The following is a 12,395-nucleotide window of genomic DNA, read 5'->3' as shown; positions in this document are numbered from 1 at the left end:
CGGGGGAATACCATGCTTCCCCCTTAAATTTTAAATTTTAGTATCCCTGAAACCGGCAGGAAAAAGAAAGTACTTGTTGAATAATAATTAAGAATATTCATTAATGTCAAATTTGAGAGTGATCACTCATAGATTAATGCCGGTTGCCACTGTCAGGTATTTTATGAGCTACCATTCAAAAGGGGGAATTAAAAAGCAATGACTCAGCGTACGGTTTACTATGAACCATTAAGCCCTTTAAGTTTTTTGCAGCGCAGCGCCTTTGTTTTCCGCCATAAAACGGCAGTGGTATATAATGATAAGCGCTACACCTATAGCGAATTTTATCAACGGGTTAACCGGCTGGCCAGCGCTTTAAAAAAGATTGGTATCGGGAAAGGAGATAAAGTGGCTTTTCTGTGCCCCAATATCCCACCAATGCTGGAAGCACATTATGGAGTACCCATGGTTGGAGCAGCCCTGGTAAGCATTAACATACGGTTATCCCCCCGGGAAATAGCGTACATTCTCAACCATTCCGACAGCAAAGCCCTTTTTGTGGATAACGAATTCGCCCATCTTATTACAGCCATTAAAGACAAGCTCACCAATATAAAAACCTTTGTCAACATCTGTGATATTAACGAGAGCCGCCCGCTGGAAGGACCGGAGTATGAAGAATTCCTGGCTGGAGGTTCCCCGGACCCTCTACCCAACGTAATCGAAGATGAAATGGAGATTATTGCCATTAACTACACGAGCGGGACCACCGGCCTGCCCAAGGGTGTCATGTATCACCACCGGGGAGCCTACCTGAACGCCCTCGGGGAAGCCCTGGAGCATAAAATGAGTTCTAATTCAGTCTACCTGTGGACCCTGCCCATGTTCCATTGCAATGGGTGGTGTTTTACCTGGGGTGTCACTGCGGTCGGCGGAACTCATGTCTGCCTGCGCAAAGTGGTGCCGGAAGATATTTACCGCCTTATTGAAAAGGAAGGGGTTACCCACCTTTGTGCTGCTCCTACAGTGCTGGTATCCATGGCCAACTACCCGAAAGCGAAGGAACACAAGATTAGGGCAAAGTTAAATATTATCACAGCCGGTGCTCCCCCCTCTCCGGCTGTGATCAAGAACATAGAAGAAATCGGGGCAGAGGTAACTCACACTTACGGTCTGACGGAAGTATACGGACCTCATACCATTTGTGAATGGCAGAATTCGTGGAATGAGCTTGATGCAACTGAAAGGGCCAGAATCAAGGCCCGCCAGGGAGTGGCCTACATCCACTCCGAGTTTGTGCGTGTCGTAGATCCGGTAGATATGACCGATGTCCCGGCAGACGGTCAGACCATAGGGGAAATTGTTATGCGGGGTAACAACGTCATGCTGGGTTACTACAAGCAACCGGAAGAAACAGATAAAGCCTTCCGGGGTGGCTGGTTCCACAGCGGGGACCTGGCCGTGATGCACCCTGACGGGTACATTGAAATTAAGGACCGTTTGAAAGATATTATCATCAGCGGTGGGGAAAATATCTCCACGATAGAAGTGGAGAACTGTATATACGAACATCCTGATGTACTGGAAGTAGCTGTAATAGGCATTCCTGACCCGAAATGGGGAGAAGTACCAAAGGCCTTTGTAGTCCCCAAACCTGGCACCAATCTTACCGCGGAAGACATCATTAATTTTTGCCGGGAACGCATCGCCCGTTTTAAAGTCCCCAAGGCTGTAGAATTTGGGGAACTACCAAGGACCTCCACAGGTAAAATTATGAAATACCGGTTAAGAGAAAAGGAATGGAAGGGATACGAAAAACGTGTCAACTAGAAATTAAAGAAAGGACGGGTATAAACCCGTCCTTCGTCACTTCAGGCAGGCACCAGTTTCAGGCGACCCCAGGCGGCCATTTTGTCACGACAAATTATCAAGGCCCCCGTTACCCCGGGAATGCTCGCAGCAAAATCTACAGCCTCCCTGACCTGTTCAGGATCCTTCACCAGATTTCCCGCTGCCGTGGCTACTGCATCAGCCAGAGCTGTACTGGGTGAAAGAATCACAACCGCATCGGCCACGCCGAAACTTAAAGAGTGCCCTACCGTACCTGAAGAAGTACAAATGCCCAGCGGGGTATCCTGGGGGCGAACTTCCAGGGCCAGGCGGTGAGAAAATGGGGAATCCCCGGCATACACACCGATTAGCCGCACCCGTGCGCTACGCAGGTAAATATCCCCGCCATTTTCCACAATGACATCACGGCTGAAGCGGGCCAGAGCCCGTCCCACTCTTTCAGCTATGGCTCCGGCCACGGCAGCCATGGGACCAACGCCAGCCAACCTGGCTGCTTCAGCCATCTCCCGTACAATGGGTGGAGCGTCAGGTAATACATCGCAAGGGGTATGAGCTTTAAGAAATGCCGGGTCTCTTTTGATATACTCTTCCAGGGGAGCCCGGCATTCCCGCACCATTTGCGTCACCCGCTCTACCAGTTCGGGGGAAAAGCGCTCCCTGCGTACGCCAATATCCAGGTCCGTTTCTCCCACCACCACCTGAAAGTGCACCAGATCCTCCTGCCGGTGGCGGTAACGATAAGTACGTTCCAAAGTGAACTCTCAACCCCCACAATCTTTCCCCCGGCAAACAAAGTAGGCCCCGGAGGAAATCCCTAAAGTTTGACCTCCATCGCCCGCACAGGGCAAGCTTTTACGCATAGCAGGCAGACTACACAGCTGTCCCCGTCAAAATGCACTTCCATCCCCGGCCGGTCCAGGTGCAGGGCACCGGTGGGACAGATAGCAGTACAGGCACCGCACATGGTGCAACGCTGCTCATTGCGCACAACCTCATGGGTGAGGGGCTGGACCATTACCCCCTGCTCCCGAAGGTAATTCAGACCTTGTTCGTAGTTATCCCCCGTTAGCTCAAGAACCATAATACCTTCTTTTTGAGGGTTAACATTGGCCTTCACTATGTTCATTACCAGGTCGTAATCCTTAACCAGGCGGTAAATAATGGGTTTATCGGAAATCTCGGGCCCAAAACGAAGAACTATTTTCCTGGGCGACATGGTTTTCTGCCCTCCTTGATTCAGCCTTTCAAAACTTTTCCGGTCAAACAATCGGCCGGAGAGGGTAGGAGCTGCACTGGTTCGGAAAGGAAAAATTCACCTTTTTGAATCCACTCCTTCAAGATGCCGGCAATCTCCCGTGCCCGGGGATAGCTTGACAACGGTGCTGTAGGCACTTCTTTACCCTGGACCACTATCTTGCCCGACTTCAGTTGTGCGTAGCTAACATAACCCAGGTTCCCTGGTTTCCGGTTGGGATAGGCCTCACCATAATCCACAATGGGGGCATAAAGATCCGCATCGGTGGCTGCGGCATAACGGGCAATTTCTTCATTTAAAATGGGGATGGGTACGCCAATGCCGACGCTCAAGGTCGCCCCGTAGCCCAGGTAACTGGTGCCCATGAGCCAGCGGGGACTCATTTGCTTCAAATCTCCAATAACCGCCAGGGTACCGCCGGCAGGTCCCAGTTCCTTGCCGCTGGCATCGGTTTGCATGGCCGGGAAGTGCTGAGTACCGTGCCAGGCAACATATCCGATACCGCCGCCCAGGAAAATGCGGGTACCTATGCCGATAGTTTTAAAGTGGGGATCTTTGAGCAAAGGACTCAATTGGCCGGAAGTGGAATAATGTGCGTTACCCAAATTGGGCTTCAGGATCCCCATGTAGGTATATATGGTCCGGTTGGAAAGGTTGACGGCACAGTTGTAATTCTGGTAAGCATTCCGCGGGTTGAACAAAATGGCTTCGTTAATGTCATGAATGGTGATGGTGGTTTCAATTTCCCGGCGTGGGTAGCAATCGGTACCGTAACCCAATGCCTTTAAGCGAACAGGCCTTCCGGCTACAAGGTCTTCAATAACATGCCCGCCGCCATAGCGGAATTCTCCCGGATAATTGCTGTTCAAGGGGTCATCATCAGGGAGTTCTGTAGCTCCAAGATAGGCATCTACCGCCGCAATGCCCGTATAGGCCGGTACATTGTTGAGCCACACCCGGTGCATTTTGATACGGGGAGCAGGGTGGCCGAAATTGAGAAAAACGCCGGAGGAGCACATGGGGGCAAAGGTACCGGTGGTCACCACATCCACTTCCCGGGATGCACGGGTAAGCCCCTTTTCCCGGACGATGTCAATAAATTCTTCCGCCGTTACCACCACTGCTTTGCCGCTTTTGATCCGGGCATTAATCTCTTGATAGGTTTTTTCGCTCATTCACCTCATCCCTTTCATCGTGTGCTCTACTCCAGACGACAGGAGGCCTCTTCCAAACAGAAGAGGCCTCCTTAAAATGAACCCTCTTATCTGTCAGAAGATAAACTTCTGCAGGAATTGGCACCATTCCCCGGATAACGGTAAGACCCGCCGGCGGCTTGCAGGTTCACCTATACCCCAGGGCGGTTGCCGGGTTTCATCGGGCCAGTCCCTCCACCACTCTGGATAAGAGCACCCTGTATTCTTTTTTAAACTTGTTAGATATTCTAACAAGTGAGTAGAGAAAAGTCAACGATTTTTTATTTCGTGTCGTCGGACTGTGATATTGTCACCCTGTAAGCGGTCTGAGAAAATGTCACCATGGGAGGAGAAATCTTTTTGAGTACTAAAGAGTCGGGACCGGCACAAACTATTCATCTTACCTCACAGGCGAAATATTGAGTTAAACGACTGAGCGCCCGCTTCTCTATGCGGGAGACATAGGAACGAGAGATACCAAGACGTCTCGCAATTTCCCTCTGGGTACGGCGTGCACCATCCTTTAAACCAAAACGCAATACCAGTACTTTGCGTTCCTGAGGGGACAGCTGTTCCAGTTGCTTCCACAACCGGTCCTGCTCCATCTGGCCGGCAACAATATCGCTCACAATCTCGGGATCGGTACCCAAAACATCGATAAATGTAATCTCATTGCCTTCCTTATCCACCCCAATGGGATCATATAATGAAAGTTCCGACCGGATTTTCTTGCGTGCCCGCAAATGCATAAGAATTTCATTCTCGATACAACGTGATGCATAAGTAGCCAGACGGTTGGCTTTTTCAGGATCATAAGTATCCACGGCCTTGATCAGACCAATAGTACCGATGGAAATCAAATCGTCAAAATCTTCACCGGTATGATCGAACTTCTTAATGATATGGGCTACCAGGCGCAGGTTCCGCTCAATAAGGACCCGCCGGGCCGACTCATCCCCGGCCAGCATCTTCTCCAGATATAAGGCTTCCTCCTCCTCGCTTAATGGTTTGGGAAAGCTGTTCCCGGCCACATGGCAGATCAGGATCACCAGACCGTTAAGCATCGACAGTACCGCCAGCGCCAATAGACCAGGCCCCATCGTATCCCTCCCTCAAAAGAATAGGACTATATATCTTATGGGAACAAAAAAGAAAAGGTGCCTGGCCTTTTGGCAATTTCTCGGTTATCCCGTGGCAAGAGGACTTTTAATGCTGGGGACCGGAGCGACGCCTGTACATTTGCAAAAAACCCAGGCTCAGCGGATAGGGACCACGCTCATAGCGGGAACAGGGAAACTCGGAACAATCCCGGGAGCAATAATCGATGTTCCGGGTAATGGCGCAGGCCAGCACGGGGCAACGAAAACCCAGCTGTTCCTGAAAATTGATTTTCGCCCGGGCTTCAATGCTGTTGCCAGGACCGCAGGACGCACATTTACCCCGGTTATACAGGCCACAGGCATCGCAGGCCAGCCCACAGGGACCGGTAGCCATGAAAAAACCCCCTATACAAAAAACTTCTTAAGTTAAGAAACCGGATATGTGGCCTTACAAACAAGGCATTTTCAGGAAATATTTTACCTATCACTCTTTACTGTTTCAATAACTTCTCAGTTTTACGTTTTACTGAGAGGCCGCCTCTACACCGGCCCAGCAACATCTAACCCCTTGACATTAAGTTGATGATACAGTAAAATTAATAATGCTAGAAGGTAATGTCGGGGCGTAGCTCAGTTTGGCTAGAGCGCTACCTTGGGGTGGTAGAGGTCGCACGTTCGAGTCGTGTCGCTCCGACCAGAAAAATCCCTGAAAGCCTTGAAAATCAAGGCTTTCTTTTTTTTTAATAGAGAAAAGGCCGGGCAAAGGGTTCCGTAAGGAACCCTTATTATGCGGATTTCTCCATTTACCCATTGCTCCTGACGTTCGAAAATTTTGTTCTGAAGCAGGAAATTTTAGAGTTCCGTCAAATAAAGTCTTTTCATAAAACGGTGAGCAATGAACCCTGGTCTGTATATTTGGGCGCTTGGACCGGGGGGAGCCAGTAGCGCAACCGCCACCTGCCAGTTTGGATTTAAAACAGGGAGGGGTTTTTTATTTATGCAGCCTTTTATGAATTCCCCGGAAAATTACCATATCCTCGAATCTCTCGACAGCCTGGTGCAAAGCATATCTGAGAACCAGAAGGAGTTCTTTCAAAAAGTTTCAGAAATCAGGGATAACCACTACACGCTGGTGAAAAGTTATTACGAAGAATCGCGCAGGCTGATTGAGATGCTGAAGGAAACTGCCTTCCTGTGTTCCCTGATGTTCAATATACAGGACGAGAAAAGCATCTGTGCCAGCGCCATAAACATCCTGCGTAAACTGCTTGAAAATCCGGTAGCAATCAGGATCCTCTCCACATCCAACAGCCACACAAAATTGGAAATCCTCGCTGAGGAAAGCTCCGCCGCATTTAGCATCAAATCGTTGTGCACCAAAAGCCCCCTCAGCTGTATAGCTATCAAAACGTGCCGTCCCATAATCCACTCACCGCTGGAAAGCGCTGTACCCTGCCCGGAAATGATGGAATCTCCCGAACAATACGCCCACATCTGCTTTCCGCTGATTGCAGATGGTGTTGCGTTCGGGTGCATAAATATTCTTTTCGAACACGATACAGACATAATGCTTTTGAAGAGAAACATCGATCTGATTAATATCCTGGCCGGCTATGTCTCGCTTGCGATACATAACAACCGACTTATTAAAACCGTTAAAAAAGAGGCGTTGACAGATAAACTAACCGGTCTTCCAAATCGTCGTTTTGGTATGGAGGCTTTGCAAAATGAAATTAACCGGAGTAAGAGGTATGGCCACGTATTCTCAATCGCAATGGTAGATATCGACCATTTTAAGCTCGTGAATGACAACCACGGCCATACTGAAGGTGATAAAGTACTCACGCTTATGGCTGACCTGGCCCGCAAGTGTTTGAGAAACGTTGACCTGGTGGCCAGGTTTGGCGGAGAGGAGTTCCTGATCATCCTTCCGGAAACCGATATTGATAAGGCATGCGTGGTCGTTGAACGATTTTGCAGGATATTTAACGAAGCCAGCCTCTCTGACGTTTTGAACGCGAAGAACCTTACTCTAAGCGGCGGTATCGCTCAATTTCCGCACGACGGAGGGGACGTTCTTTCGCTGCTCAAAGCGGCTGACGAAAGGCTCTATCTGGCTAAGAACAGCGGGCGCAACAGGATAGTTGCCGGCAAGCTGAACTGATTGCTGGTCGTTTTGTTCAACCACCCCATAACTTAATTTTATCCAACGGCGGTAAGGTATTGACAACAACTCCTCCCCGCCTTATAATCTGAACATAAGGAGATACAGGGTGGGTATCAGAGAAGACAGTGGTGCTTTAATGAGAAGGTTCCGTTAGGACTATATAAACTGGTTATCCAATGGTGGAGATCAGGCAAAGGCGCTTTTTCGGAAGGTGTGTCTTCTGAAAGGCGCCTTTTTATCTTACCAGCAAGAGCTCAAAGCAAGGGTGCTTTATAAGGGAGCAATGTTGCTCCATTAAAGCACCCTTTTTACGTTTTGCAGGAAACGTCCGACCGGTGAATTGGCGCCGTTCACCCCGGGCGATAAGATACAGGTCGTCATCTTCCGCTGTTGCAGAAGGGCCCGGAGACTGCACCAGCTGAAGGTATGGAAACGATGGTTTTATTTTAGATGAGGAGAGTGATGCAAGTGTACAGGCGAGCCATGAGAGGACTTTACCTTTTGCCCCTGGTTTTGCTGGCCGCACCCGGTCTGGCCTGGGCCGATGAAGCTCGAATTGATACGGGAGATACCGCATTCGTTCTTATCTCTGCAGCACTGGTGATGATTATGACTCTGCCCGGGGTGGCCCTGTTCTACGGTGGTATGGTCAGGCGCAAGAATACCCTTAGCACGATCATGCAGAGCCTGTTTATCATGGCCTTGATTTCGCTGCAGTGGGTCCTCTGGGGTTACTCCATCGCCTTTGGTCCTGATCAGGCGCACCTGTTCGGCAGTCTGGCCTGGCTGGGGTTAAATGGCGTGGGTCAAGCGCCAAACCCTGATTATTCGGCTACCATTCCTCACCTGGCATTTATGGCTTTCCAGATGATGTTCGCGGTAATCACCCCGGCATTGATTACCGGCGCCTTTGCCGAACGGATGCGTTTCCCGGCTTTTGTAGCCTTCACCCTGCTTTGGGCCACCTTTGTTTACGATCCCCTGGCCCACTGGGTATGGGGTGTTGAAGGCTGGTTGCGCAACCTGGGCGCCCTGGACTTTGCCGGCGGCACGGTAGTGCACATTTCCTCCGGCGTATCCGGCTTGATCGCAGCCCTGGTGCTAGGCCGGCGCAGAGGTTACGGTTCGGAGCCGATGGTGCCCCATAACCTGCCCCTTACGGTCCTGGGAGCGGCGTTGCTGTGGTTTGGGTGGTTCGGCTTTAACGCCGGCAGCGCCCTTTCGGCCAACGGCCTGGCGGCCAGCGCCTTTGTGGTGACCAATACGGCCGCTGCAGCGGCAGCCCTCTCCTGGGTCTTTGCCGAGTGGATCCGTCACGGCAAGCCTACCGTTCTAGGCGGCGCCAGCGGCCTGGTGGCCGGTCTGGTGGCCATCACCCCCGCCTCGGGGTTTGTCGGGCCGATGCCTGCGGTAATCATCGGCCTGGTGGCCGGCGTTGTCTGCTACCTGGCAGTGAGTGTGCTAAAGTCCAAACTGGGTTATGACGATTCCCTGGATGCCTTTGGAGTTCACGGTATCGGCGGTACATGGGGCGCGCTGGCCACCGGCCTGTTTGCTTCCAGGGCTGTTAACCCTGCCGGTGTTGACGGTCTGCTCTTTGGCAACCCCCATCAGTTATGGATCCAGTTTATCAGCGTACTGGCCAGTTGGCTGTTTGCCGCTGTTATGACTTTCGTCATCCTTAAAGTGGTGGGATTGTTCTTCAAGTTGCGGGCCAGCGAAGATGAAGAAGTACAGGGTTTGGATATTACCCAGCATGGGGAAGACGCTTACTCAGACATGGTGCTGGGCGCACCGGTGAGCCGCATTCAAAGCTTATCGGGTTCTCATTCTACCGTGGTCACTACCAGGGAAGCTGGTGTGTAAGGATAAATTAAAACTGCTTTTTCCCTGGACATGAACTACTTGAAGTGAAGGAGGAACCTCAATGACCAAAATTGAATGTATCATCCGCCCCGGTAAGTTGGAAGACGTTAAAGATGCTTTGGGAAGATTTGGCATACATGGTATGACCGTAACGCAGGTAATCGGCTGCGGCCTGCAAAAAGGTCGTACCGAGGTCTACCGTGGTACGGAATACAGCATTAACCTGCTGCCTAAAATCAAAGTGGAAATTGTCATTGCCGATAAATTTGTGGATGAAGTGGTAAAGCTCGTTACCGAAGCCGCACGTACCGGTGAAATCGGCGACGGCAAGATTTTTACCTATCCGGTGGAAAACGCCATTCGCATTCGTACCGGTGAAACCGGTGAGAGCGCCATCTGATAATTCCCCGAGAAGGAACAATATCTGGTGTTTGTCAGGCAATGGTGCCAGATCCTTGCAAGGCATTTCTGTTTTTGTTAAAATACGGGCGAGGAAAATAGTCAGGGCAATGGGGCCCCGGCCATACGCTTTTTTAGCGGAGGACGGGGTTTTGTTATAGCTTCAGAAAGAGGGGTTTAGTCCGTGCTTATAGCTCTGGCCCAATTAAATCCCACCATTGGAGACGTCGGCGGCAACGTGGATAAAATGAGGAGGGTCGTTGAAACGGCTCGTCAGGCAGGCGCGGATTTAGTGATCTTTCCGGAACTGGCGGTAACGGGTTACCCACCCCGGGATCTGCTTTACCGGGATGGTTTCTTGAACCGGGTTGAAGATGCCCTGCAGGCGGAGGTGGCCCCCTTGAGCCGGGGACCCGCCCTTTTGGTGGGCGCCCCGGTCAAGGGAGAAAGGGATTTTCTTTACAATGCTGCCCTGCTCTATGCAGGAGGAAGTTTATTTTTCCGGCAGGACAAGAGCCTGCTTCCCAACTACGACGTCTTTGACGAAAGCCGGTATTTCAGGCCCGCCCGGGAAAGGGCTCCGGTGCGGGTGGGGGGTTTTAACCTGGGCCTGACCATCTGCGAAGACATCTGGAACGACAAGGACTACTGGAACCGCCGGTTTTATGAAATAGACCCCGTGGAAGAGCTGGTGGCCAAAGGAGCGGACCTGATCATAAACCTGTCAGCTTCCCCGTATCATTATGGCAAAATCGACCTGCGGGTGGACATGATCCGGAGCATTGCCAGAAAATACGGCCGCCCCCTTATTTATGCCAACCAGGTGGGGGGCAACGATGAACTTATCTTTGACGGTTCCAGCCTGGCCGTGAACCCCTCCGGCCATGTGGTCTGCCTGGCGGCCAGTTTCGAGGAAGACGTGGTCCTGCTGGAAGTAGCAAGAACAGACACCAGGGGTGTGCTGGTGAGGGCGATGGGAAGGCTCCGCTGCCCTGCCGGGGAACCGTGGGGTGCCGCACCGCAGCTTTACCCCTGTCCGGAAGTTCCCTCCGGACAACTGCCTGATGAAGACATCAGCTACGTTTACCGGGCGCTGGTGCTGGGTATTGCCGACTATATGCGGAAGACCGGTTTCCAAAAGGCCGTTATCGGCCTGAGTGGAGGCATCGACTCCTCCGTCACCGCCGTCCTGGCTGCTGCGGCGCTGGGATCTGAGAACGTGCTGGGGGTATCAATGCCCTCACGATACTCCTCTCCCGGTAGCCGTTCCGATGCCCGGAAACTGGCGGAAAACCTGGGTATTGCCTTCCGGGAGGTACCCATCGAAGGAATGTTCAGTGCTTTTTTGGAATCTATGAATCAGGGTGGCGACCCGTGCAAAGACCTGGCGGAGGAGAACATCCAGGCCCGCATCAGGGGCAATATCCTCATGTTCATTTCCAACAGGGAGGGCTACCTTGTCCTTACTACCGGCAACAAGTCCGAGATGGCTGTAGGCTACTGCACCCTCTATGGTGATATGTCCGGAGGGCTGGCAGTACTGGCCGATGTGCCCAAGGTGATGGTTTACCAGCTGGCCCGCTATATCAACCGGGAGCGGGAAATTATTCCCCGCAGCGTGCTGGTCAAGCCCCCTTCGGCGGAGTTGAAACCGGGCCAGGTGGACCAGGACTCCCTTCCCCCCTACGAGGTTCTGGACGCTATCCTGAAGGCATACATCGAAGAGGAGAAGTCGGCTGACGAAATTGCCGCCCGGGGTTTTGACCCGGAGCTGGTCAGGGAAATAGTTCGCAAGGTGGACCGGGCCGAGTACAAGCGCCGCCAGGCTGCACCGGGTCTGCGGGTAACCTCCAGGGCCTTTGGTACGGGCCGTCGTATGCCCATTGCCTGGCGGGCGGGATAGTTTTCGCAGGACACAAATTCCGAAGAGAAAGAAAGGCAAGAAAGCCGGGCAAAATTCCACCAGAGAATGATTGCCACAGGGAGGCTCAATTATTTCCCCTGTGGTTTTTTGTAGGCTGGAATCAAGCTTTTCCCATAAACAACCCCTAATTTTTCAAGCAAATTGCCGAAACAAGTATTTGGAGCAAAAAATTTAAAATAGTTTTAGGAAGGAGAATTGGTTATGTTACTGCCCCGATTTAATAGTAAAAAAGCATACCAGAAAAAAATAGCAACAGTTCCCGCTCCACCACAGGATGAGCAATTTCCAGCCTATGAAGAAAATCCAGTCAACCAGCCAGAACTGGCAAAACGCGATCTGCTTAGCTGTGCCCTGGAACTTGCTCCTTTTATTAAGGGGCTTTTAGGGGAAGAAGTGGGGATCTATATCTCGGACCTGAAACGTTACCTGTATTGCAATCCGGGACGTGTTGGTCTTTCCTTGAAAGCAGGGGATGTAGTCCAGGAAGGCAGTGTAACGGCCCTGGCTTTACGCACCGGTGAAAGAAAAGCCAAACGAGTGGGGAAAGAGGTGTACGGGGTACCATATATCGGTATTTCTTATCCGATTACCGATCCTGAAACCGGCATATCGTGGATCCGGGTATCGGTTTTGGTAAAACCTTAGAGCATAATCTTAAAAT

Annotated in this window: 11 protein-coding genes, 1 tRNA gene and 2 riboswitches; of the genes, 7 read left to right on the top strand and 5 right to left on the bottom strand. The window is 51.4% G+C overall.

The window, feature by feature from the left end; all coding sequences use genetic code 11:
• The first annotated feature begins 198 nt into the window (after nt 1-198).
• Nucleotides 199-1,809, top strand: a complete 1,611-nt coding sequence (locus tag ACPLUI_RS00095; protein WP_424658234.1) for an acyl--CoA ligase family protein — start codon at nt 199-201, stop codon at nt 1,807-1,809.
• Nucleotides 1,810-1,850: 41 nt separating this feature from the next.
• On the opposite strand, the gene ACPLUI_RS00090 is transcribed toward ACPLUI_RS00095, so the two are convergent.
• From ACPLUI_RS00090 to ACPLUI_RS00070, 5 genes are all read right to left on the bottom strand, one after another.
• Nucleotides 1,851-2,582, bottom strand: a complete 732-nt coding sequence (locus ACPLUI_RS00090) for a UPF0280 family protein (protein ID WP_424658233.1) — start codon at nt 2,580-2,582, stop codon at nt 1,851-1,853.
• 62 nt (nt 2,583-2,644) lie between these two features.
• On the bottom strand, nt 2,645-3,046 hold the full coding sequence (locus tag ACPLUI_RS00085; protein ID WP_424658232.1) for an NIL domain-containing protein: 402 nt from the start codon (nt 3,044-3,046) through the stop codon (nt 2,645-2,647).
• Between the two features lie 20 nt (nt 3,047-3,066).
• Entirely contained in the window at nt 3,067-4,260 is a 1,194-nt protein-coding gene (locus ACPLUI_RS00080) for a homocysteine biosynthesis protein (RefSeq protein ID WP_424658231.1), read from the bottom strand.
• A gap of 83 nt (nt 4,261-4,343) precedes the next feature.
• A riboswitch (SAM riboswitch) is annotated at nt 4,344-4,492 on the bottom strand.
• Nucleotides 4,493-4,673: 181 nt separating this feature from the next.
• Nucleotides 4,674-5,378 (bottom strand): RNA polymerase sporulation sigma factor SigK, encoded by a 705-nt coding sequence (gene sigK / locus ACPLUI_RS00075; RefSeq protein WP_424658230.1) that lies wholly within the window; start codon nt 5,376-5,378, stop codon nt 4,674-4,676.
• A gap of 106 nt (nt 5,379-5,484) precedes the next feature.
• A complete protein-coding gene (locus ACPLUI_RS00070) occupies nt 5,485-5,772 on the bottom strand; it encodes a DUF3795 domain-containing protein (protein ID WP_424658229.1) in 288 nt (95 codons plus the stop codon).
• Between the two features lie 225 nt (nt 5,773-5,997).
• Between ACPLUI_RS00070 and ACPLUI_RS00065 the strand changes: the two genes are divergently transcribed.
• From ACPLUI_RS00065 to ACPLUI_RS00040, 6 genes are all read left to right on the top strand, one after another.
• Nucleotides 5,998-6,075 (top strand) — tRNA-Pro (locus ACPLUI_RS00065).
• A 183-nt stretch (nt 6,076-6,258) separates the two neighbouring features.
• Nucleotides 6,259-6,343: riboswitch (cyclic di-GMP riboswitch) on the top strand.
• A 32-nt stretch (nt 6,344-6,375) separates the two neighbouring features.
• The gene (locus tag ACPLUI_RS00060; protein ID WP_424658228.1) at nt 6,376-7,542 is read left to right on the top strand and encodes a sensor domain-containing diguanylate cyclase; all 1,167 of its coding nucleotides are present in this window, start codon (nt 6,376-6,378) and stop codon (nt 7,540-7,542) included.
• Between the two features lie 486 nt (nt 7,543-8,028).
• A complete protein-coding gene (locus ACPLUI_RS00055) occupies nt 8,029-9,411 on the top strand; it encodes an ammonium transporter (protein ID WP_424658262.1) in 1,383 nt (460 codons plus the stop codon).
• 61 nt (nt 9,412-9,472) lie between these two features.
• On the top strand, nt 9,473-9,811 hold the full coding sequence (locus tag ACPLUI_RS00050; RefSeq protein WP_424658227.1) for a P-II family nitrogen regulator: 339 nt from the start codon (nt 9,473-9,475) through the stop codon (nt 9,809-9,811).
• A gap of 183 nt (nt 9,812-9,994) precedes the next feature.
• The gene (locus tag ACPLUI_RS00045) at nt 9,995-11,713 is read left to right on the top strand and encodes an NAD+ synthase (RefSeq protein ID WP_424658226.1); all 1,719 of its coding nucleotides are present in this window, start codon (nt 9,995-9,997) and stop codon (nt 11,711-11,713) included.
• A gap of 222 nt (nt 11,714-11,935) precedes the next feature.
• The gene (locus ACPLUI_RS00040) at nt 11,936-12,379 is read left to right on the top strand and encodes a hypothetical protein (RefSeq protein ID WP_424658225.1); all 444 of its coding nucleotides are present in this window, start codon (nt 11,936-11,938) and stop codon (nt 12,377-12,379) included.
• The last annotated feature ends 16 nt before the right edge of the window (nt 12,380-12,395 follow it).

Origin of the sequence: Desulfofundulus sp., from assembly GCF_049701015.1 — a bacterium.
In the GTDB taxonomy this organism is placed as follows: Bacteria; Bacillota; Desulfotomaculia; order Desulfotomaculales; family Desulfovirgulaceae; genus Desulfofundulus.
This window is presented reverse-complemented; position numbering and strand designations above follow the sequence as displayed.

What these genes read in the sequence shown, in the direction of transcription:
- ACPLUI_RS00095 (WP_424658234.1), top strand. Translation starts at nt 199, where the DNA reads ATGACTCAGCGTACGGTTTACTATGAACCATTAAGCCCTTTAAGTTTT.
- ACPLUI_RS00085 (WP_424658232.1), bottom strand. Translation starts at nt 3,046, where the DNA reads ATGTCGCCCAGGAAAATAGTTCTTCGTTTTGGGCCCGAGATTTCCGAT.
- ACPLUI_RS00080 (WP_424658231.1), bottom strand. Translation starts at nt 4,260, where the DNA reads ATGAGCGAAAAAACCTATCAAGAGATTAATGCCCGGATCAAAAGCGGC.
- sigK (WP_424658230.1), bottom strand. Translation starts at nt 5,378, where the DNA reads ATGGGGCCTGGTCTATTGGCGCTGGCGGTACTGTCGATGCTTAACGGT.
- ACPLUI_RS00070 (WP_424658229.1), bottom strand. Translation starts at nt 5,772, where the DNA reads ATGGCTACCGGTCCCTGTGGGCTGGCCTGCGATGCCTGTGGCCTGTAT.
- ACPLUI_RS00060 (WP_424658228.1), top strand. Translation starts at nt 6,376, where the DNA reads ATGCAGCCTTTTATGAATTCCCCGGAAAATTACCATATCCTCGAATCT.
- ACPLUI_RS00055 (WP_424658262.1), top strand. Translation starts at nt 8,029, where the DNA reads ATGAGAGGACTTTACCTTTTGCCCCTGGTTTTGCTGGCCGCACCCGGT.
- ACPLUI_RS00050 (WP_424658227.1), top strand. Translation starts at nt 9,473, where the DNA reads ATGACCAAAATTGAATGTATCATCCGCCCCGGTAAGTTGGAAGACGTT.
- ACPLUI_RS00040 (WP_424658225.1), top strand. Translation starts at nt 11,936, where the DNA reads ATGTTACTGCCCCGATTTAATAGTAAAAAAGCATACCAGAAAAAAATA.